Annotated in this window: 18 protein-coding genes; 13 read left to right on the forward strand and 5 right to left on the reverse strand. The window is 63.0% G+C overall.

Annotated elements, in window-relative coordinates; translation table 11 throughout:
• Positions 1–13 precede the first annotated feature (13 nt).
• Entirely contained in the window at positions 14–913 is a 900-nt protein-coding gene (locus IF103_RS07500; protein ID WP_202675992.1) for a 1-aminocyclopropane-1-carboxylate deaminase/D-cysteine desulfhydrase, read from the forward strand.
• On the opposite strand, the gene IF103_RS07505 is transcribed toward IF103_RS07500, so the two are convergent.
• Positions 904–1,449: a cytochrome b gene (locus IF103_RS07505; protein ID WP_023379486.1), complete on the reverse strand. Its 546-nt coding sequence runs from the start codon at positions 1,447–1,449 to the stop codon at positions 904–906. The two genes, IF103_RS07500 and IF103_RS07505, sit on opposite strands and share 10 nt — an antisense overlap.
• Before the next feature lie 197 nt (positions 1,450–1,646).
• On the opposite strand from IF103_RS07505, the gene IF103_RS07510 reads away from it, so the two are divergent.
• On the forward strand, positions 1,647–3,254 hold the full coding sequence (locus tag IF103_RS07510; protein WP_041925450.1) for a WG repeat-containing protein: 1,608 nt from the start codon (positions 1,647–1,649) through the stop codon (positions 3,252–3,254).
• A 12-nt stretch (positions 3,255–3,266) separates the two neighbouring features.
• On the opposite strand, the gene IF103_RS07515 is transcribed toward IF103_RS07510, so the two are convergent.
• A complete protein-coding gene (locus IF103_RS07515) occupies positions 3,267–4,244 on the reverse strand; it encodes a DUF1853 family protein (RefSeq protein ID WP_202675993.1) in 978 nt (325 codons plus the stop codon).
• A gap of 43 nt (positions 4,245–4,287) precedes the next feature.
• On the opposite strand from IF103_RS07515, the gene IF103_RS07520 reads away from it, so the two are divergent.
• From IF103_RS07520 to IF103_RS07570, 11 genes are all read left to right on the forward strand, one after another.
• Positions 4,288–5,178 carry an NAD(+) kinase gene (locus IF103_RS07520; RefSeq protein ID WP_023379489.1) on the forward strand — a complete coding sequence of 297 codons (891 nt, stop codon included), beginning with the start codon at positions 4,288–4,290 and terminating at the stop codon, positions 5,176–5,178.
• Complete coding sequence (locus tag IF103_RS07525) at positions 5,178–6,149, forward strand: metallophosphoesterase (RefSeq protein WP_023379490.1); 972 nt, start codon at positions 5,178–5,180, stop codon at positions 6,147–6,149. Before IF103_RS07520 ends, IF103_RS07525 begins: the two co-directional genes overlap by 1 nt.
• Complete coding sequence (locus IF103_RS07530; RefSeq protein WP_023379491.1) at positions 6,146–7,033, forward strand: rhomboid family intramembrane serine protease; 888 nt, start codon at positions 6,146–6,148, stop codon at positions 7,031–7,033. Before IF103_RS07525 ends, IF103_RS07530 begins: the two co-directional genes overlap by 4 nt.
• Before the next feature lie 156 nt (positions 7,034–7,189).
• Entirely contained in the window at positions 7,190–7,450 is a 261-nt protein-coding gene (locus tag IF103_RS07535; protein ID WP_023379492.1) for a YeaC family protein, read from the forward strand.
• Positions 7,447–8,277 (forward strand): DUF2797 domain-containing protein, encoded by an 831-nt coding sequence (locus IF103_RS07540; protein ID WP_023379493.1) that lies wholly within the window; start codon positions 7,447–7,449, stop codon positions 8,275–8,277. The genes IF103_RS07535 and IF103_RS07540 overlap by 4 nt, the downstream gene beginning before the upstream one ends.
• 12 nt (positions 8,278–8,289) lie before the next feature.
• The gene (gene pepN / locus IF103_RS07545; RefSeq protein WP_027907518.1) at positions 8,290–10,947 is read left to right on the forward strand and encodes an aminopeptidase N; all 2,658 of its coding nucleotides are present in this window, start codon (positions 8,290–8,292) and stop codon (positions 10,945–10,947) included.
• A 255-nt stretch (positions 10,948–11,202) separates the two neighbouring features.
• Positions 11,203–12,243, forward strand: coding sequence for a YCF48-related protein (locus IF103_RS07550; protein ID WP_027907517.1), 1,041 nt, complete (start codon positions 11,203–11,205; stop codon positions 12,241–12,243).
• A 20-nt stretch (positions 12,244–12,263) separates the two neighbouring features.
• The gene (locus IF103_RS07555; protein ID WP_041925608.1) at positions 12,264–14,639 is read left to right on the forward strand and encodes an efflux RND transporter permease subunit; all 2,376 of its coding nucleotides are present in this window, start codon (positions 12,264–12,266) and stop codon (positions 14,637–14,639) included.
• 105 nt (positions 14,640–14,744) lie between these two features.
• Positions 14,745–15,035 carry a DUF5629 family protein gene (locus IF103_RS07560; RefSeq protein ID WP_202675994.1) on the forward strand — a complete coding sequence of 97 codons (291 nt, stop codon included), beginning with the start codon at positions 14,745–14,747 and terminating at the stop codon, positions 15,033–15,035.
• Complete coding sequence (locus IF103_RS07565) at positions 15,001–16,131, forward strand: lactonase family protein (RefSeq protein ID WP_202675995.1); 1,131 nt, start codon at positions 15,001–15,003, stop codon at positions 16,129–16,131. Before IF103_RS07560 ends, IF103_RS07565 begins: the two co-directional genes overlap by 35 nt.
• Positions 16,132–16,254: 123 nt before the next feature.
• On the forward strand, positions 16,255–16,434 hold the full coding sequence (locus IF103_RS07570) for a hypothetical protein (RefSeq protein WP_023379501.1): 180 nt from the start codon (positions 16,255–16,257) through the stop codon (positions 16,432–16,434).
• Between the two features lie 95 nt (positions 16,435–16,529).
• Here IF103_RS07570 and IF103_RS07575 read toward each other — a convergent pair whose 3' ends face one another.
• The 3 genes from IF103_RS07575 to IF103_RS07585 are packed head-to-tail and all read right to left on the reverse strand — an operon-like array spanning position 16,530 to position 21,999.
• Complete coding sequence (locus IF103_RS07575; RefSeq protein ID WP_027907513.1) at positions 16,530–17,123, reverse strand: glutathione S-transferase; 594 nt, start codon at positions 17,121–17,123, stop codon at positions 16,530–16,532.
• Entirely contained in the window at positions 17,120–20,764 is a 3,645-nt protein-coding gene (locus IF103_RS07580; protein WP_202675996.1) for an AAA family ATPase, read from the reverse strand. Before IF103_RS07580 ends, IF103_RS07575 begins: the two co-directional genes overlap by 4 nt.
• The gene (locus IF103_RS07585) at positions 20,761–21,999 is read right to left on the reverse strand and encodes an exonuclease SbcCD subunit D C-terminal domain-containing protein (protein WP_023379504.1); all 1,239 of its coding nucleotides are present in this window, start codon (positions 21,997–21,999) and stop codon (positions 20,761–20,763) included. Before IF103_RS07585 ends, IF103_RS07580 begins: the two co-directional genes overlap by 4 nt.
• Positions 22,000–22,161 lie beyond the last annotated feature (162 nt).

The raw sequence follows: 22,161 nt of genomic DNA on the forward strand, positions 1-22,161 counted from the left end.
AAGGTCTCTCGCCATGTCCCCGTGCCTCTCAGAGCTACCCTCCGCGTTCTTGCAAACTTTTCATCTGCCATGGCTGCAAAACGCTGCGATCGAAGCCGCCATCCTGCGCCTGGACCTGATCGACCCGCTGATCAGCGGCAACAAATGGTTCAAGCTGCGCCACCACCTGCAGCGCGCACATGAAAAGGGCTCGCCCGGCCTGATAAGCCTTGGCGGCAACCATTCCAATCACCTCCACGCCCTGGCCGCTGCCGGTAAACGCTTTGGTTTCGCCACGGTGGGGCTGCTGCGCGGTCATGCCCAGGACACGCCAACCGTTCGGGACTTGCAGGGCTTTGGCATGGAGCTGCACTGGCTTGGATACGACGGTTACCGTGCGCGCCACGAGCCCGGTTTCTGGGCGCCCTGGCAGGCTCGCTACCCGGGATGGCACTGCATTCCCGAAGGCGGTGGCGGGTTGGCGGGCGCCGAGGGTTGTGCAGCGATCGTCGAGCAGGCACAGGCGCAACTGGGAGCGCTGGGGTGGTCAGCGTACGATGCCTGGTGGTTGGCGGCAGGAACCGGGACCACGCTGGCGGGCCTGGTACTGGCCGAGGCGGGTAGGCACGCCGTTCATGGCGCGTTGGCAGTGCCGTGGGATCATGGTGTGCCGCAGACGGTCAGGGAACTGGTCGGCGCTGACGGTTACCAGCTGCACGAAGCCTGTCGTGGCGGTTTTGCCAAGTTCGATGAGGACCTGCTGGCGTTCGTCGACGCGTGCGAGCGACACAGTGGTGTGCCGCTCGAAGCCGTCTACACCGGCAAGGCCTTGCTGGCCTTGCGCGACCAGGCTGAGGCCGGGCTGTTCGAGCCCGGCACCCGCCTGATCTTTCTGCACACCGGTGGCCTGCAGGGGCGGCGCGGTTACTTGTAGGGCAGCATGCGCAGCAGCGTGTTGTCGCGCTGCACATAGTGGTGGTACAGGCCGGCCAGTGCGTGCAGTCCGATCAGCCAGTAGCCCCAGCTGCCCACGCGCTCATGCCAGCCCTTGATGAACTTGGCTTGATCCGGGTCGGCACCGATCAGGTGTGGCAGTTCCAGGCCATAGAACGGCACCGGCTTGTCGGCGGCGCTCAGAATCAACCACCCGGCCAGCGGCAAACCGATCATCAACAGATACAGCGCCAGGTGCATCAGGTGCGCGAGGCCGGTTTGCCAGGCAGGTGGCTTGGGCACGATGGGGGGGGTCGGTCGAGTCACCCGTACGGCAAGGCGCAACCAGACCAGCACGAATACCGTCAGGCCAAGCATGAAGTGCAGGTCTTTCATCAAGTTGCGTTCGGCGCTGTCCTTGGGGAACAGGCCGCGCAACTCGATGCAGGCGTATACAGCGGCGAGCAACACCAGCATCAGCCAATGCAGGGCGATGGACAGGCGTGCGTAATGAGTCGCGGGGGTGGATGAAGCCATGGTCGGTCCTCGTCATCAGGTCGAAAAGAACGCTCTTGGCGGCGCTCGTTCCTAACTGTAACTGGTACGTGAATCTTTTTTTTGCTTTAGATCTGTGAAACTTCGTCGATACAATCCGCTGAGCGATGGCGAATAGCTATTTGCTGTTAGCTCAAGGAAGCAAGTTATACGATTTTCTACACAAGGACTCTGTGTAAATGAAACCTTTCACAGCCGCTTCGAAGGCGGCGCTGCTTTGTGCTTTATCCACTCTCATGCTGGGCGGTTGCCAGCAAACCCCCGAAACCAAACCGCTTGCCAACCTGACCATCCCCCTGTGCGTCAACGACCAATGCGCGGTCATTGACCAGACTGGCAGTTTGCTGGTGGGCCCCGATAACACTTATTCGGGCCTCTACACCGTACCTTTCAGCAATTCCTTCATTTTTGGCGATGGTGATCACTGGAGCCTGGCCAGCCGTGATGGCAAGCAGGTGATCAAAGCCGATATCACCGATGAGCTGTATACCCTGACCCCTGGCTTGTTCGGCTTTGTCCGTGATGGCAAGGTCGGTGTGATGGACGAGCAGGGCAAGGAAGTCCAGCCGGCGCTCTTCGACACCGTATATGTCGGCGGCGAGAATGACTTCATCGTTTATGAAGTGAACGAACTGCGCGGCATTCTCACGGTCAAGGGCGAGAAGGTCAGTGACCCGGTGTTCGATTCGATGTACGTGCGTGGCGCCATGAAAGGTAACTGGGTGCTCGCCAAGCGCGAAGGCGAAAGCTGGGGCTATAACCTGGATACTCGCACGCTGCGCAAGCTCGACTTCGATGACATCGTCGTCGTCGGCGACGGCCACCTGGTGGTCAAGCGCGAAGGTGCCGAAGGCTCGGGTCTGGCCGATGCCGCGGGTAACCTGGTGGTGCCTTTCGGCAAGTTCTGGCTGGGTAACCCAGGGGCTGGATTGGTGGCCTTCAAGGCCACCTACGACGGGATGTGCGGCTATATGGATTACCAAGGCAAGACGGTCATCGAGCCTCGGTATGAAACCTGCGAAGCGTTCGGCAAGACCGGTGCGATGGTGCAACAGCCGCGTACCGAGGCGGGAAGGGGCAAGGCGGGGATGATCGGCCATGACGGCAAGTGGCTGATCGAGCCGAAGTACGACTCCATTGGTGATGCGGGTACCGGCACCGGCATGATCGGTCATCGTCCGGGCTTCAGCCATATTGGCGTGATGCAGAACAGTTTCCTGGCCACCTTTGGCACCGTCGACCTGGATAAAGGCACCGTGTTGATCGAGCCCACTTACGCTGAGGTCGGTGTGCTGGCGCCTGAGCGTTTCGCCTATTCCGAGCTGCAATCGCCGCGCAAGACCGTCAAGGTCTGGGGGATGCCCGATCAGGTGCGCACTGTGGGGATGATGGATGCCAAAGGCACGGTGTTGATCAAGCCGGAGCAGTTCGTCAGGCTCTCGCTGACCGCCGACAAGCAGCACGTGCTTGCCGCCGAGGGTGAGTCCACCGACGCCAATCGCGCCCTCTACGACCTGGACGGCAAGTTGTTGGTGCCGGCCAAATGGCAGGCCATCAAAGTCGACATGGACCGCGGAGTGATCTTTGGTTATCGCGTCGAAGGGTACAACGACGATGCGGTCAGCACCTTGCGGGCCATGTATCGCCTCGATGGCACGGTGGTGTTCGACACCAACCGCTTACCGTGCGGTGCCGAGCAGGTAGTCGATGGCAAGGGCAAGGTGCTCTGGCCGACCGATGCCCAAGCCCACTGCCCCAAGGCTGAACCGGTAGCCGACGCCTCCTGAGGCACGGCGTTCTCAAAGGGGCAGGTGCGGCCAGTCGTCAGCGACCAGGAACAGCCGCTCTGCCTCTTCCCACGCCCCGTCCGCCTGCTCCTCCAGGCGGACCAGCAACTGTGCAGGGGCATGCTCGTCCAGTGCCTGCAACCATTCGCCGATCCCAGCATGCACCAGCAGGTCCTCGGCCTGGAAGCGAGCCGGTGCCAGCCACGCGTGGCGCGGCAAAGGCTGCCAGCACTGCTGTGGTGGCGGTGACCAATCCTTGCGGTGCGACCAGTGCCCACGCAAATGTTGCGGATTGCTCGGCGACGGTGAGTCGGTCTGGCCGGGACAGGGGTAGAACAGGTAGCCGCTCATCCACAAGTGCGCATTGATCTCATCGACACCCAGATCGGCCAGCCTGTCACGTGCCTGTGCACTGCGCGACATGGGCAACTGGTGACCCACGACATGGGCCAGTTTGCTGCCTAGTCGGTCGTGGCAGCCGGGGCCCAGCCAATCGGCCGGGTCGTGGCCGTCAGTCTGCTGGGGGCCGAGGTACAGCTTTATCGCCAGTTCCAGATGATGCACGCCCTCGCGATCGCGCAGGACGATATCCAATTCGCCCAGCGTTCTACCGCCTTGGCGAATCGCCAGGTTGCCGGCCAGCAACTCGACGCCAGGGGCGTGGCGCAGGGCAAACTGCCAGAGACTTTCGTAGTACAAGCCCAAACGCTGGCTGGTCAGCTGTACCAGCCAGGCGCGCAGCGGCTGGTCGTCGGCATCCAGCGACCGTAGCCACAGCGCCAGGCCTTGTGGATCGTCCGCCCAGGCACTGCCCGTCAGCGGATGGCGCTGGGGGCAGGGCGGGGCACTGAGCAGCGGCGGCGACAGCAGTACCCACGCCAGGTCGCGAACCGCTGGGCGGCGAAGTTGGCGGGGCAGGTCGTGCAGATCGGCAAAAGGCATCATCCTGCGAGCATAGCCGGTTTGCCGCTGCCCGGTCGTTTCGCCCATAATCCCGGCATAGTCACCCGCCGCAGAGCCTCGCAGGAGCCCCATGGAGCAATTTCGCAATATCGGTATCATCGGACGCCTTGGCAGCTCGCAGGTGCTCGACACCATTCGCCGACTGAAAAAATTCCTCCTCGAGCGCCACCTGCACGTGATCCTCGAGGACACCATCGCCGAAGTCCTGCCCGGCCATGGCCTGCAAACCTCCACCCGCAAATTGCTAGGCGAGGTCTGTGACCTGGTCATCGTGGTAGGGGGCGACGGCAGTCTGCTGGGCGCCGCCCGCGCCTTGGCCCGTCACAATATTCCGGTGCTGGGCATCAACCGGGGTAACCTGGGCTTTCTGACCGATATCCGCCCGGACGAGCTGGAAGTGAAAGTCGCCGAGGTGCTCGACGGCCATTACCTGGTGGAAAACCGCTTCCTGCTGCAGGCCGAGGTGCGCCGCCATAACGAGGCCATCGGACAGGGCGATGCGCTCAACGACGTGGTGCTGCACCCTGGCAAGTCGACGCGGATGATCGAGTTCGAGATCTACATCGACGGCCAGTTCGTCTGCAGCCAGAAAGCCGACGGCCTGATCGTCGCCACGCCCACCGGCTCCACCGCCTATGCGCTGTCCGCTGGCGGCCCGATCATGCACCCCAAACTCGACGCCATCGTGATCGTACCGATGTACCCGCATACCCTGTCTGGGCGGCCGATCGTGGTGGACGGCAACAGCGAGCTGAAAATCGTCGTGTCCAAGGACCTGCAGATCTACCCGCAGGTTTCCTGTGATGGCCAGAACCACTTCACCTGCGCCCCTGGCGACACCATCACGGTGAGCAAGAAGCCACAGAAGCTGCGCCTGATCCATCCGCTGGACCACAACTACTACGAGGTCTGCCGCACCAAGCTCGGCTGGGGCAGCCGCCTGGGAGGTAGGGACGACTGATGCTCGATCCGGCGCGAAGTTTCGACATCATCGGCGACGTGCACGGCTGTGCACTGACCCTCGAACGGCTGCTCGACGCCCTCGGCTACAAACGGGTCGGCGGTGTCTGGCGCCACCCTCGGCGCCAGGCGTTGTTCCTGGGTGACATCGTCGATCGCGGGCCGCGCATTCGCGAGGCGCTGCACATCGTCCACGACATGGTCGAAGCCGGCCAGGCGTTCTGCATCATGGGTAACCATGAATACAACGCCCTGGGCTGGGTGACCCCGGCACTGCCGGGCAGTGGCAAGGCCTACGTGCGCGAACATACACCCCGGCATGCCCGCCTGATCGACGAGACCCTGACTCAGTTCGCCCATCATCCAGGCGACTGGCACGACTTCCTGCAGTGGTTCCATGAGCTGCCGCTGTTCGTCGATGCCGGGCGTTTCCGCCTGGTGCACGCCTGCTGGGACGCCCGTCTGATCGAACCGTTGCGCCAGCAATATCCGCAAGGGCGCATCGACGAGCATTTCATCCAGGCATCGGCGGTGTCCGGCAGCTTTGCCGCCACCGTGTGCAATCGCCTGTTGCGCGGCACCGACATGCGCCTGCCGGACGGCCTGACCCTGACCGGTGGCGATGGCCTGACCCGAGCCTTTTTCCGCACCAAGTTCTGGGAGGAAGACCCGCAGACCTACGGCGACATCGTGTTCCAGCCCGATGCCTTGCCGGAGGAAGTGGCCAGGACACCGCTCAGCCACACCGAGAAAAATGCTTTGCTGCGCTATGCCGAGGACGAGCCCATGCTGTTCGTTGGCCATTACTGGCGTAGTGGCCGACCGGCGCCGATTCGCGACAACTTGGCCTGCCTGGACTACAGCGCGGTGCTGTACGGCAAACTGGTGGCCTACCGGCTGGATGACGAAACCCGTATCGACCCGCACAAGTTCGTCTGGGTCGATGTCGACCGACCGCAGGCCAACCAATGAACGTCGTTGAAGTGATACGCCTGCCGCTGACGGTCGACCTCAGCGGCTTCGTCCAGCTGCTGCAGCGCCTGCAGGTGCCGCACCGTGTGATCGTGGAGGGCGAAGCCCAGGTGCTGTGGGCGCCAGAGACAATGGCCGCCGACGTCCTACAGCTTTATCAGCGCTTCCCGGACGGCAACGCCGACGTACCGCTTGCGCAACCCCCTGTGGAAGCCAGTATGCCGGTGAATGCTCCAGCACCACCGTCCCTGGCCGAACAAGCCCGTGCCTGCAAGGTCACCGCCTTCATCCTGTTCCTGTGCCTGGTGGTCGCTGGCCTCACTGGCTTGGGCGAGAACTTCACCACCATAGGTTGGTTCACCTTTCTGGACTTCCGCGTCCAGGGCGAATACCTGTACTTCACCCCCTTGGCGCAAAGCCTGGGCGATGGGCAATGGTGGCGGCTGGTCTCGCCCATGCTGTTGCACTTTGGCGTGCTGCACCTGGCGATGAATGGCCTATGGTACTGGGAGCTGGGCAAACGCATCGAACTGCGCCAGGGCCCATGGATGCTGCTCGGCCTGACCCTGTTATTCAGCCTGGTGTCCAACCTGGCCCAGCATTTCGCCAGCGGGCCGAGCCTGTTCGGCGGCTTGTCCGGCGTGTTGTACGGGTTGCTGGGGCACATCTGGTTGTACCAATGGCTCGCGCCGAACCCGCTGTTCAGCCTGCCCAAGGGGGTACTGGTGATGATGCTGATCTGGCTGGTCATCTGCCTGACCGGCGTGGTCGGCCAGCTCGGGTTTGGTCAGATCGCCAACGCCGCCCATGTCGGCGGGTTGCTCATCGGATGCTTGACGGGCCTCTTGGGTGGGGCCCTTGCCCGGCGTAAACTGTCGGTTTGATTACGGCTTTGTACGAGAAGTGCCTGCCCGACCATCATGCTGCGTTGAAAACAGGCTCGGAATGCGTATTTACAAACAGTAAACTCCGCTTCCTCGCCTGTTTTTGCCTCGCCTGATCGCCGTTCGGCGATTTTCGTCCAAACCCCAGGAGACGCTATGTCCACTTTCGCGCAAATGATCGAAAACATTACCCCTGAAATCTATGCAAGCCTGAAAACGGCCGTGGAAATCGGCAAATGGTCCGATGGCCGCAAGCTCACCCCCGAGCAGAAAGAGCTGTCGCTACAGGCCGTGATCGCCTGGGAGATGAAGAACCTCCCCGAGGAGCAGCGCACCGGCTACATGGGCCCGCAAGAGTGCTCGTCGAAATCTGCGCCAATCCCTAACATTCTGTTCAAGTCGGACTCGGTACATTGATCGAACTCGCTCGTGGCTCTCTGAGCAAGATGGCGGTACGCCTGGAAGCGCCGGTCGTCCAGTACAGCTTCCGCCTGGATGACACGCAGGTGCCGGTGAACCCGCTGATCGGGCAGTCGATCCGCCTGGAATACCTTGGCGCCATTCATTGCACCCACTGTGGCAAACGCACCAAGACCAGCTTCAGCCAGGGCTACTGCTACCCGTGCATGACCAAGCTGGCCCAGTGCGACGTGTGCATCATGGCCCCGGAGAAATGCCACTACGACGCAGGTACTTGCCGCGAACCCGCCTGGGGCGAGCAGTTCTGCATGACTGACCACGTGGTGTACCTGGCCAATTCGTCGGGTATCAAGGTCGGCATTACCCGCGCCACTCAACTGCCCACCCGCTGGCTCGACCAGGGGGCTAGCCAGGCGCTGCCGATCATGCGCGTGGCCACCCGTCAGCAATCGGGTCTGGTCGAAGATGTGCTGCGCAGCCAGGTACCGGACCGCACCAATTGGCGCACGCTGCTCAAGGGCGACGCCGAGGTGCTCGACCTCATGGCCATCCGCGAGCAGATCTTCGACGCCTGCGCCGACGGTATCCGCGGTTTGCAGGAGCGTTTCGGCTTGCAGGCCATCCAGCCGTTGGCGGATGCCGAGGTGGTCGAGATGCGTTACCCGGTGGAGGCTTACCCGAAAAAGATCGTCAGCTTCAACCTCGACAAGGACCCGGTGGTGGAAGGCACGCTGCTGGGCATCAAGGGCCAGTACCTGATTTTTGACACCGGCGTGATCAACATTCGCAAGTACACGGCCTACCAACTGGCCGTGCTTCAGTAAAGGATCGTCACCATGCGCACCGAACAACCGCAAGTGATCTACCTCAAGGATTATCAGGCCCCTGAGTACCTGATCGACGAGACGCACCTGACCTTCGAGCTGTTCGAGGACCACACGCTGGTCCATGCGCAACTGGTCATGCGCCGCAACCCCGAGCGTGGCGCCGGTCTGCCGCCGCTGGTGCTCGATGGCCAGCAACTGGAACTGTTGCGTGCGTCGCTGGACGATCAGGAGTTACAGGCGGGCGACTACCAGCTCGATGGCGACAGCCTGACCGTGCAGCCTGAAGGCGAGCGCTTCACCCTCGATACCAGCGTGAAGATCCACCCGGAATCCAACACAGCCCTCGAAGGCCTTTACAAGTCCGGCAAGATGTTCTGCACCCAGTGCGAGGCAGAAGGTTTCCGCAAGATCACCTATTACCTCGACCGCCCGGACGTGATGAGCACCTTCACCACCACGGTGATCGCCGAGCAGCATCGCTACCCGGTGCTGCTGTCCAACGGCAACCCGGTCGGCAGCGGCCCGGCCGAGGATGGCCGGCACTGGGCGACCTGGGAAGACCCGTTCAAGAAGCCGGCCTACCTGTTCGCCCTGGTGGCCGGAGACCTGTGGTGTGTCGAGGACAGCTTCACCCGCCAGTCCGGTCGCGACGTGACCCTGCGCATTTACGTCGAGCCCGAGAACATCGACAAGTGCGACCACGCGATGGTCAGCCTCAAGAACTCCATGCGTTGGGACGAACAGGTCTACGGCCGTGAATACGACCTGGATATCTTCATGATCGTCGCGGTCAACGACTTCAACATGGGCGCCATGGAAAACAAGGGCCTGAACATCTTCAACTCCAGTTGTGTGCTGGCCCGTGCCGAAACCGCCACCGACGCCGCCCACCAGCGCGTCGAAGGCGTGGTTGCCCACGAGTATTTCCACAACTGGTCGGGCAACCGCGTGACCTGCCGCGACTGGTTCCAGCTGTCGCTCAAGGAAGGCTTCACGGTGTTCCGCGATGCCGAATTCAGTGCCGACATGAACTCGCGCACGGTCAAGCGCATCGAGGACGTCGCCTACCTGCGCACCCACCAGTTCGCCGAAGATGCCGGCCCCATGGCCCACCCGGTGCGCCCGGACAGCTTCATCGAGATCTCCAACTTCTACACCCTGACCGTCTACGAGAAGGGCGCCGAGGTGGTGCGCATGGTCCGTACCCTGCTGGGCGCCGAGGGCTTCCGCAAGGGCAGCGACCTGTACTTCGAACGCCACGATGGCCAGGCGGTGACCACCGATGACTTCATCAAGGCCATGGAAGATGCCAACGGTGTCGATTTCACCCAATTCAAGCGTTGGTACAGCCAGGCCGGCACGCCGCGCCTGGAGGTCAGCGAGTCTTATGACGCGACGGCGCAGACCTACAGCCTGACGTTCCGCCAGAGCTGCCCGGCGACCCCGGACAAGGTCGAGAAGCTGCCGTTCGTGATCCCGGTCGAACTGGGGCTGCTCGATGCTGCAGGCAACGACCTGCCACTGCAGCTGGCCGGTGAAGGCTCGGCAGCAGGTACCACCCGTGTGCTGTCGGTGACCGAAGCCGAACAGACCTTCACCTTCCAGGGCATCGCGGCCAAGCCGCTGCCGTCGCTGCTGCGCGGTTTCAGCGCCCCGGTGAAACTGAGCTTCCCGTACGACCGCGACCAACTGATGTTCCTCATGCAGCATGACAGCGACGGCTTCAACCGCTGGGAAGCGGGCCAGCAGCTGTCGGTGCAGGTGTTGCAGGAGCTGATCGGCCAGCATCAGCGCGGCGAAGCGCTGAAGCTCGACCCGCGGCTGATCACCGCCCTGGGCACCGTGCTGGGCAACGCATCGCTCGATGCAGCCATGGTCGCCGAAATGCTGTCGCTACCGGGCGAGGCCTACCTCACCGAGATCAGCCAGGTGGCCGATGTCGATGCGATCCACGCAGCTCGCGAGTTCGCTCGCCAGCAAATCGCCGAGCAGCTGTTCGACGCGCTGTGGGCCCGCTACCAGGCCAACCGCGAGGTATCGCGCAACACCCCCTATGTGGCGCAAGCCGAGCACTTTGCCCGTCGCAGCCTGCAGAACATCGCGCTGTCCTACCTGATGCTGACCGGCAAGCCGCAGGTGCTGGAAGCGACACTTGAGCAGTTCGAGCACTGCGACAACATGACCGAGCGCCTGACCGCCCTGGCCGTGTTGGTCAACGCCTCGTTCGAAGCCGAGCGGGCCAAGGCGCTGGAGGCCTTTGCCGAACATTTCAAGGACAACCCGTTGGTCATGGACCAGTGGTTCAGCGTGCAGGCGGCCAGTGCGTTGCCCGGTGGCCTGGCGCGGGTCAAGGCGCTGATGCAGCACCCGGCCTTTACGTTGAAGAACCCGAACAAGGTGCGTGCGCTGATCGGTGCGTTCGCCGGGCAGAACCTGGTCAACTTCCATGCGGCCGACGGTTCCGGGTACCGCTTCCTGGCTGACCTGGTGATCGAACTGAATGCGCTGAACCCGCAGATCGCTTCGCGTCAGTTGGCACCGCTGACCCGCTGGCGCAAGTACGACGATGCGCGGCAGGCATTGATGAAGGGCGAGCTGGAGCGGATTCTCGCTTCGGGCGCGCTGTCCAGCGATGTGTATGAAGTGGTGAGCAAGAGCCTGGCCTGAGTGCTCGATAAGCTGAACTCGCCTCTTCGCGGGTAAACCCACTCTTACAGGTACACCACTGCGGTGGGATGACGGTAGGAGCGGGTTTACCCGCGAAGCTTTTGGGGCGGTTAACAAAACATAACGTCCTGCCCGTTGTATTGCCGCGACGTTCCTCGATAGCATGACCCCAAGCTATTGCAGGCCTCTAGATCAGGCTTTTCGCAGTACCTGCAAGGCACAGACCCACCAAGAAAAACACAACAGGGGACGGTCATGAGGGAGCGGTTTTTGACGCAGGCCAGGCGTGGTGCCTGGCCGTTGGCGACCGGTGCGATGCTGGCGCTGGCATTGGGTATGTGGGCGCACACCACGCAAGCGGCCGCCGCCCAGGAGTATTCCACCGAGTCGGCCAAGGCCAGCCAGAGCCTGTTGATCGACGCTGCCCATGCCGGAAAACGGCTGGTGGTGGTGGGGGATCGTGGCCATATCCTGTTCTCCGACGACCAGGGCAAGGCCTGGACCCAGGCACGCGTGCCCACCCGGCAGTTGCTGACCGCTGTCTTCTTTCTCGATGACAAACGCGGCTGGGCGGTGGGTCACGATGCCCAGATCCTCGCCAGCAACGACGGTGGCGCGACCTGGAGCAAACAGTTCGAAGACCTGTCCCGCGAGTCGCCGCTGCTCGATGTCAGCTTCCTCGATGCCCAGCATGGATTTGCTGTCGGTGCCTATGGCGCGTTGCTGGAAACCACCGATGGCGGCCAGCATTGGCAAGATGTGGCCGAGCGCCTCGACAACCCCGATCAACTGCATCTCAACGGTATTGCCCAGGTCAAGGATGCGGGCCTGTTCATCGTCGGCGAGCAGGGCTGCATGTTCCGCTCGGGCGACAACGGCCAGACCTGGTCGAAGGTCGAGGGGCCTTACGAAGGGTCGCTGTTCGGTGTGATCGGCACCTCCCAGCCTCGCACGCTGCTCGCCTATGGCCTGCGCGGCAACCTGTTCCGCTCCACCGATTTCGGCGACACCTGGCAGCCGATCGAACTCAAGGCCACACGTGGCACGCTCGAATTCGGCCTGGCAAGCGCTACGCTTCTCGATGACGGCACTCTGGTGCTGGTCGGCAATGGTGGCAGCGTGCTGCGCAGCCACGATGACGGCCAGACCTTCAGCGTCTATAACCGCGCCGACCGCATCGCCCTGGCCGGAGTCAGTGGCCTGGCCAACGGAGGCTTGTTGCTGGTGGGGCAGGGCGGTGTGCACCTGGCCACAGCCGAAGGTGGCGAGCAAACTACCGGGGAGGTGCGTCCATGACCAGTCGCGAGAGCATTACCATGCATCCTCACCACCAGGACAAGGCCACGTTGCTGGAACGCCTGATCTTCAACAACCGCCCGGTGGTCATCGCTTTGTGCCTGCTGGTGAGCATTTTCCTGTTCTGGCAGGCCACGCAGATCCGCCCGTCCACCAGCTTCGAGAAAATGATCCCACTGCAGCATCCGTTCATCGAGCAGATGATGGAGCACCGCAACGACCTGGCGAACCTCGGCAATACGGTGCGCATCTCGGTCGAAGCAGTCAATGGCGACATCTTCGACAAGGATTACATGGAGACCCTGCGTCAGATCCATGACGAGGTGTTCTACATTCCCGGTGTCGATCGCGCCGGCCTCAAGTCGCTGTGGAGCCCCAGCGTGCGCTGGACCGAAGTCACCGAGGAAGGTTTCTCCGGTGGTGAGGTGATACCCAACACCTACAACGGCTCGGCCGAGAGCCTCGACGCGCTGCGCGACAACGTGCTCAAGTCGGGCCAGGTCGGTCGCCTGGTGGGCAACAACTTCAAGTCCAGCATCATCGATGTGCCGTTGCTCGAGCGTTACCCGGACCCACAGGACCAGGGTAAGCTCATCAAGCTTGACTACCAGCAATTCTCCCACCAGCTGGAAGAGAAGATCCGCGACAAGTTCCAGGCCCAGAATCCCAACGTGAAGATTCACATCGTGGGCTTCGCCAAGAAAGTCGGCGACCTGATTGACGGCCTGGTGATGGTGGCGATGTTCTTCGGTGTGGCGCTGCTCATCACCTGGGCCCTGTTGTACTGGTTCACCTGGTGCATCCGCAGCACCATCGCCGTGCTCATCACCACCCTGGTGGCGGTGGTATGGCAGCTAGGGCTGATGCACGCGGTCGGCTTTGGCCTGGACCCTTACTCCATGCTGGTGCCGTTCCTGATCTTCGCCATCGGTATTTCCCATGGCGTGCAGAAGATCAACGGCATCGCGCTGCAGTCCAGCGACGCCGACAATGCCCTGACTGCCGCGCGGCGTACTTTCCGCCAGCTGTTCCTGCCGGGCATGATCGCCATTCTCGCCGACGCGGTGGGCTTCATCACCTTGTTGATCATCGACATCGGCGTTATCCGCGAACTGGCCATTGGCGCCTCCATCGGTGTCGCGGTGATCGTATTCACCAACCTGATCCTGCTGCCGGTGGCGATTTCCTATGTGGGCATCAGCAAGAAGGCCATCGAGCGCAGCAAGAAGGACGCCACCCGTGAGCATCCGTTCTGGCGCCTGTTGTCCAACTTCGCCAGTGCCAAGGTGGCGCCGGTGTCGATCGCCCTTGCTCTGGTGATGTTCGCTGGCGGGCTCTGGTACAGCCAGAACCTGAAGATCGGCGACCTTGACCAGGGTGCGCCGGAATTGCGCCCGGACTCGCGCTACAACCAGGACAACAATTTCATCATCAGCAACTACTCCACCAGCTCTGATGTGTTGGTGATCATGGTCAAGACGCCGTCCGAGAGCTGCTCGATCCACTCGACCATGGCGCCGATCGACGAGTTGATGTGGACCATGGAGAACACCCCTGGCGTGCAGTCGGCGATCTCTTTGGTGACGGTGTCCAAGCAAGTGATCAAGGGCATGAACGAGGGCAGCCTGAAATGGGAAACCCTGTCGCGCAACCCGGACATCCTCAACAACTCCATCGCCCGCGCCGATGGCCTGTACAACGCCGATTGTTCGCTGGCGCCGGTGCTGGTGTTCCTGAACGACCACAAGGCCGAAACCCTGGAGCGGGTGACTGCTGCGGCCAAGGCCTTTGCCGACAGCCACAACAAAGAGGGGCTGCAGTTCCTGCTCGCGGCCGGTAACGCCGGTATCGAGGCGGCCACCAACGAGGTCATCAAGTCCGCCGAGCTGACCATTCTGATCCTGGTGTACATCTGCGTGGCGGTGATGTGCATGATCACCTTCCGTTCCTTTGCCGCCACCCTGTGCATCGTGCTGCCACTGGTGCTGACTTCGGTGCTGGGTAACGCGCTGATGGCGTTCATGGGCATCGGCGTGAAGGTCGCCACCTTGCCGGTGGTGGCCCTGGGGGTGGGTATTGGCGTTGACTACGGCATCTACATCTACAGCCGCCTGGAGAGCTTCCTGCGCGCAGGCATGCCGTTGCAGGAGGCCTACTACCAGACCCTGCGTTCTACTGGCAAGGCGGTGTTGTTCACCGGGTTGTGCCTGGCCATCGGGGTATGCACCTGGATCTTCTCGGCGATCAAGTTCCAGGCTGACATGGGGCTGATGCTGACCTTCATGCTGCTGTGGAACATGTTCGGTGCGCTGTGGCTGCTGCCGGCGCTGGCGCGGTTCTTGATCAAGCCGCAGAAGCTGGCGGGCAAGGAGGGTGGGTCGATCTTCGCCCATTGACAGCCGTGGGTCTTGATCGCCGGCAAGCCGGTTCCTACCCGGGGGTAGGAACCGGCTTGCCGGCGATAAGGCTATAATGCCGCCTCATTTCCAATGGGTACCCCCATGTCTTCCCTCGCCAACGCTCTCCAGTCTTGCGACATGCTCCTGATCGACGGTCTGCACGCCTTCGATTTCACCTTCGACGCCACTGGCCTCACCGTCGAGTGCATGGACGGCCGTCAGATGCGCCGCTGGAGTTTCACCACCGAACAGGTCGCCGCCGCTGTGGGCTCAGGCGATCAGTGGCAGCTCAACGATGACCAGGGCGAGCATCGTCTAGTCTGTATGAGTGCCTTTCGTGCCTCGGATGAAGACGAAGATGAATCGGACCTGGAAGAGCCTGCTGGTCACTAGTTGCATGAGCGTTCTGATCGACGCCCACGCCGAGACCTTGTTGGTGGGCAGCTATACCGATGGCGTCAGCCAAGGCATCTACCGTTATCACTTCGACAGCAAGCGCGGTCACATCGACCCCACTCCCTTGCAGGTGGTCGATAGCGTAAGTCCTTCGTGGCTGGTGCTGTCGGCCGATCACCGGCAGTTGTTCGCGGTCAACGAAACCGCGCAAGGCACCGTCAGCAGCTTCAGTCTCAGCAGCAAGGGTGTGATCAAGCCTTTGAACCAGGTGCCGACGCAGGGTGATGAACCCACCCACGCCAGCCTCAGCCATGACCAGCGTTACCTGTTCGTCGCCAACTACGCGGTCGCAGCCGATCCAGGCGGCAGCCTGGTGGTGGTGCCCGTCGCCAAGGACGGCAAGCTCAAGCCAGTGGTGCAGCAGGCCAGGCACAAAGCCAGTGGCGTCAATCCCGAACGCCAGGCCGGTGCGCATGTACATGCACTGGTACTGTCGCCGGATGGGCGGCACCTGTACGCCTGCGACCTGGGCGCCGACAAGGTGTTCATCTATCGCTACGACGGTGCCAGCCCGACGCATCCGCTGAGCCCGGCGATTCCCGCCTCGGTGGCGTTGCCGCCGGGTAGCGGGCCTAGACATCTGCTGTTCGATGCCAAGGGACGTCATGCCTACCTGACGCTGGAAATGAGCGCAGAAGTGGTCATGTTCGATGTGCAGGATGGTGCGCTGCTGGAGCGACAGCGCTTGCCGCTGACCGAGCGCCAGGAGCCCGAGGCGAAAGCGGCCGGTGGGTTGCATCTGTCGGCCGACGGGCGCTTTCTGTACGTGAGCAACCGAGGCGCGGCCAACGAGATCGTGGCGTTCAGCGTGGCCAAGGACGACGGCCAGTTGAGGTTCTTGCAACGGCGCTCGGTCGAAGGCGACCACCCCCGTGAATTCGCTCTGGATCCAAGCGACAACTTCGTGCTGGTGGCCAATCAGAAGAGCAATCAGATCGTGGTGATGCGCCGCGACCCACGTAGCGGGATGATCGGCGAGACCTTGCAAAAACTGCCACAGGATGCGCCTTCGGACCTGAAGTTTGTCGAGTAACTATCAACCGGCGTGATATTCGCTACTGCCGCAATGAATTTCTGCAGGCGGCTTCAGCGGCGTAAGTTTGACCCAAGGCCCAAACGGGCCAACGTCAAACCACCGCAGTCGAGGTCAGCCCAGATGAACTTCAATCTCTTCCCGGTCATTGCCGCATCCGCCATTTCCGCCTCCGTGGTACTGCCGGCGCATGCCCATGCCGACAGCCGCGCCAAGGCGTCGGCCACCCACAGCTATACCGAGCAGTACCTGCGCCAAAGTGCGCATTTTCATGCGGCACTGAGTGGTAAGCATGCCCATTGAGCATCTGCATTGACCCTATCGCCGGCAAGCCTGCTTCTACTGGGGCCCCCGCCGTATCTGTAGGAGCCGGCTTGCCGGCGATAGGGCCAATAAGCTCAACGGGCCATCACCGCCTTGAACAGGTCCGATGCCAGCCACCCCTCTAGCCAGCTCCGCACTCGCGGATAAGCCGCCTCGGCGAACCACTGAGGTTCGACCCCGGCAAACTGGCGCATCAAGGGTAGTAATGCGGCATCGGCCAGGCTGGGATGGTCGGCGAGCAGGTAGGGGCGTGCTTGCAGCAACTGTTCAAGCTCCGCCAGCCAAGGTTCGGCTTGCTGGCGGTAATGCTGGCGCGAGTGCTGCGGGTGACGCTCGGCGTACTTGTATAGATTGACCTGCGCCTTGAATTCTCGGTCGTTGCGCTCGATCAGCCCTTCGGCCTGCCGGGCTGCCGCGGGGTCGCCCCGCAGTTGCCAATCCTGTGGGTCATGCTGTTGCAACGCCCAGCGCATGATGTCCAGGCTTTCCTCCAGCACTGCACTACCCGTATCGAGCACCGGGACCGTGCCTTTGGGCGACAGGGCCAGCAGCTCGGCCGGCTTGTCCTTCATCGCCACTTCACAGACCTGTACGTCGCAGCCGGCGTAGCGCAGGGCCAAACGCGCGCGCATGGCCCAGGGGCAGCGTCGGAACGAGTAGAGAATCACCCGCACACCTCGACATCGCTCAGGCCGTTGCCCTGGCGACGCACCTGGATCTGCACCGGAATGCGCTCATGCATCTCTTGTACGTGCGAGATCACCGCCACTTTGCGCCCTTGGGCCTGCAAGCCATCGAGGGCATCCATGGCCAGTTGCAGCGACTCGGGGTCCAGGCTGCCAAAGCCTTCGTCGATGAACAGCGACTCGATGCGCAGTGTGCTCGACGCCATCGACGCCAGCCCAAGTGCAAGGGCCAGCGACACCAGGAAGGTTTCGCCACCGGACAACGAGTGCACTGAACGCAGCTCGTCACCCATCTCGGTGTCCATCACCAGCAGGCCCAGTGCACTGCCGCCGCGCTTGAGGCGGTAGCGGCGCGCCAATTGGCGCAGTTGCGCGTTGGCATGGTGCAGCAGCAGGTCGAGGTTGTAGCCCTGGGCGATCTTGCGGAACACGTCACCCGATGCCGAACCTATCAACGCATTGAGCCGCGCCCAGCGCTGCCATTGCTGGTAGGCCTGCTCGATTTCGCCGGCCAGTGCCTGGTGTGCCTGCTGGCGACGTTGATCATCGGCTTGCTGGGCGCGCAGTTCGGCGCATTGTTGTTCAAAGCTGGTCAGATGCTCGCGAAGTTGGGCCAGGGCCTGGTCCAGCTCTTCGGCTGATGCATCGACCGTGGTGTGCGCCGAGTGCTGCTGCAGGCGTTGCTCGCGTTCCTGAAGTACCACGCGGCCCTGTTCGATGGCCTTTTCCGCACCTTGCAGTTGCTGGCGAAGCTCGATCACCTGCGCATCATCCAGCGCCAGCAGGCGGTCGAGACCTGCATCGTCCAGTTCAGGGTGCTCGGCGCGCCACTGGGCGATCTCGCCCCGCAATTGCTGATGCTCTTGTTCGAGTGCCTGGCGGCGGGACTCGTTGGCCTTCAGTTCGCCTGCCAACTGCAAGGCTTGCGTGCGTGCATCCTGCAGATGCTGCGCGGTCTGGGCTTCGAGCGCGCGGGCCTGCTCCAGTTGCTGCTCAAGAGACTGTTGCCAGGCTTCGGCGCTTGGGTGCACCCCCAACAGCTCAGTCAGTGCGGCGCGAGCCTTGTCCATCTGCTCGGCCAGGCCATCGATTTGCTGTTGCAGCTCTTGCTGGCGTTGCACACGAGTCTGCTGCTGGTCACGCAACCGTTCCAGTTGCTGCAGCCGCTGCTGCTGTTCCTGCTGCTCGTCCTTTTGGTGCTCCAGCTGCTGCAGGCGCTGGGCAATCTGCTGGTCGAGGCTGAGGAAGGCATGCGCCGGTTCGTCGCGCAGGGCTTGGAGAATGTCGGCTGGCAGTAGGCTGGCGAAGTCCGCCAGGGCCTGCTCCAGGCGCTGTTGATCCGCATCCAGCGCCTGGTGTTGCTGGTCCAGGCGCTGCTGTGCCTGCTGCTGTGCTTCGCCGGCGGCTTGCAGTTGCTGATTGAGGCGAGCGGCTTCTTTCTGTACCGCGAGCAGGGTGGCCTGACGACTCTCGTCCCGGCTGATCTCCTGCTCCAGGCGACGCAGCTGGCCATCCAGCCAGGCACCACGGGCCGCTGGGTCATGGGCGCTGAGCGCCGCCCACAGGGCATGAGCGGCCAGTTGTTCGGCCAACGGCTGCAATTGTTCGCTCAACTGCCCGTGCTGATGCTGGTATTCCTTGATCTGGCCGTTGACCACACCGACCTGGGTGCGCAGCTCGATCAGGCGGGCATTGAGCTGTTCGACCAATGCGACTGCCGCCGCTTCCTCGGCCTGATCGTGTCGGCCGAGGCTATGCAGCAATGCTTCGGGCTGATGGAACGGGTGCTCGGCACTGCCACACACCGGGCAAGGTTCGCCATCACGCAGTTGGCCACGCAGCTCCTCGACGCTGGTGTTGCGTGCCAGGCGCTGCCGTTCGAGCAACTGGCGGGTCAGGGTCAAGGCTTGTTCGGCGTTTTCCAGCTCGGTCTTGGCGGCGGTGCCTTCGCCGATCAGTTGCTGGCGTTGTTGCAGGGCCTGTTGCTGGCGCTCGCGCAGCGAAGCGATGCCTTGCTGCAGCTCTTGCTCGCGGGTGTGCAGGCGCGACAATTCTTCCACGGCGCGTTGCTGCTTACGGTTTTCCTGCAGCATGCCGCCCAGCAGGTCGAGCTGCTCGGCCAGCGCCTGGGGTTCTGCGCCAGCCTCGCGGAACAGCACCTCGAAGGCGTCGCGCTGTGCTTGCAGCTGGGCATTGGCCTGGCTGGCCTGGGCTTGCAAGCCAGGCAGCTCCTCGCGGCCTTGGCTGAGGCGGTTGCCGATCTGCAGCAGCTGTTGCAGTTGCGGGCGGTAGGCCTGCCAGGCGTTGCTCAGCGTGTGCAGCGAAGCGCTCTCTGCCAGGGCGGCGTCGATCCGTGCCAGTTGCTCCTGGCTTCGTTGCTGCTGCTCATCGAGTTGCTGCACCTGTTGCTGCAACGCGCCGGCGGCCAGGTCGGCCTGCTGGCGCGTTTCGCGCAGCTTGCCCAGCTCTTGCGCCAGACGGGCGAGGGTGTCTTGCTCGGCGAAAGCCTGACGCAGGCGTGGGGCGTTTTCGCTCTGATTGCCTTGGGCTTGGCTCAACGCCTGACGTGAAGTTTCCAGCGCCTGCTCAAGTTCGGTGCAGCGGGTGTTCAGATCGTTGTGCTGGCGCTGCTGCTCGCTGAGGGTGGTGGCCAGCGGTGCCAGTGCCGCCTGCAGCGTCTGCTGGCGATGGAACTGGTGGCGCTGCGGCGCCAGGCGTTCCAGGCGCTGCAGGTCGATGCGTTGTCCGGACAGCTGCTCCCACGCCAGTGCTGCATCCTTGAGCGCCTGCGCAGCCTCGTTGTGCTGGGCCTGCAGCTGCTGTTGTTCGACAAGCCAGGCCCGTTGTTGCTCCAGTTGTCGTTCGCGGGCCTGGTCGGCCTTGAACTGCTGCTGGGCCTGCTCCAGGCGTTGGTCAAGCTCGGCACGGGCTTCGCTGGCCATGGGCAGCAAATGGCTGGCGCGGTCTTTCAAGGCACTGTGGGCTTCGCTGGTTTCCCGTGCCTTGCTGAACGCGCGTTGGCCAAGGCGGGTGTAGATGGCGGTGTTGGTGAGCTTTTCCAGCAGCTCGCTGCGTTCTTTGTCGTCGGCCTTGAGGAAGGCGCCGAACTCACTCTGGGCCAACATCACTGCGCGGGTGAACTGTTCGAAGTTCAAGCCCAGGCGTGCTTCGATCAGTTGCTTGTACTCGTTCTTGCCGCTGCCCAGGAGTTGTTCGCTGTCCAGGTCGTACAGGCTCTGGCGGCTGTTCTGCAGCTTGCCGTTGGCCTTGTCGCGGGCGCGGTTCGCTTCCCAGCGCGCCCGGTAGCGGTGGCCATCGATGCCCAGGAAGTCGACTTCGGCAAAGCCGCTACCCGTGCCGCGGCGCAACAGGTTGCGCGGGTCTGAGGTGGGGATTTCGCCGTCGGCGTCTGGCACCTTGGCTTCACGGCCGATGTCTTCAAGCCGTGGCACGCTGCCGAACAGGGCCAGGCATAGCGCGTCCAGCAAGGTGCTCTTGCCGGCGCCAGTAGGGCCAGTGATGGCGAACAGGCCGGCGCTGGCCAACGGCTCGGCGGTGAAGTCGATGTCGATCGGACCGGCCAGGGACGCCAGGTTCTTGAGGCGAATGGCGAGAATTTTCATGGCAGTTCCTCTTCGAGCTGTACGTCCTGCAGCAACAGGGCGAAGTCGGACAGGGCCTGCTCGTCCACCGGGCTGCCGTAGGCCTGCTCCCAGGCGCGGCTGAACAGGTCTTGCGGCGTCATCTGCGCCAGTTCCACGAAGGCCTGGTCATCGTCCTGCTGTTCGCCACGGCCGGCGTATTCGGCGCTGATGCGCACCAGGCGCACGGCCTTGCCATGCAGGGCCTGCTCGATTTGCTGGCGCAGGTCGGGCTGCGGTTCGTCCAGGCGTACGCGCACTTCCAGCCAGGGCTGGCGGTTGGGGTCTTCGAGCAAGTCGATCATCGGCAAGTCGGCGAGCTGCTGGAGCACTTCACCCAGCGGCGCGGGGCCCAGGCGCTGCAGTGCCACGGCGCGCGGCACCGGGCGCGCTTCGACGCTGATCAGCTCGGTGCCTTCCAGCTCCACCTCCAGTACCTGGTGGGGGTAGTTGATCTCGGCGAACGACAGCGGGATCGGCGAGCCGCTGTAGCGGATGCGGTTCTCGCGGTTGACCTTCTGCGGCTTGTGCAGGTGGCCCAGGGCGACGTAGCTGATGGCTTTGTCGAAGAGCTTGGCCGGCAAGGCTTCGGCATTACCGATGATCAGGCTCCGTTCGGAGTCTTCCGAGACTGAGCCGCCGGCCATGTGTGCATGGCTGATGGCAATCAGCGCCTGGTCTTTCTTGCGTTTTTGCTGCGCTGCGCCGATCAGTTGCTGGTGTACCTGGTGGATACCTTGCAGGTAATCGTCACCCAGCTGCGGGCCAGTGACTTCCGCCGGACGCAGGAAGGGCAGGGCCAGGCACCAGGCGCAGACCTTGCCGCGGGCGTTGGTGAGCGGAATGAGCAGGCGCTCGGCATCCAGCTGGCCTTCGTCGAGCCAGTGCACGCGGCCCAGGGCATGGGTGCGCAGGCGCCGCATCAGCGCGGCGGGCAGTTCGATCCGCGAGCCGGAATCGTGGTTGCCGGCGATCATCACGATGTCCAGCTTCGGCAGCTGTTCATGGGCCTGGACGATGAAGTCGTAAAGGCGCTCCTGGGCTTTGACCGGTGGGTTGACCGTGTCGAAGATATCGCCAGCGATCAGCAGCGCATCGGGTTGGCGCAGCCGTAGTTGGCCCAGCAGCCAGTCGAGGAAGCAGGCGTGTTCGAAGTCGCGTTCCTGGCCGTGCAGGCTTTGGCCCAGGTGCCAGTCGGAGGTGTGAAACAGACGCATGGATGACCTGTTGGTGTCGAGTCGGGCAAGCGAGGGAAAGGGCGGTATGGTAACCCAAGCAGGGGGGCGTGGTGTTTGTCGTGCGGTGTTCCGTGTCGGTTGGATCGAGCCCCGCGCGCGGCGCTCGATCTCCAGGACGCCGCGCACTGAAGGCAGGCACCC

This window comes from Pseudomonas sp. SK2 (assembly GCF_016772395.1).
GTDB classification, from domain to species: Bacteria; Pseudomonadota; Gammaproteobacteria; order Pseudomonadales; family Pseudomonadaceae; genus Aquipseudomonas; species Aquipseudomonas taiwanensis.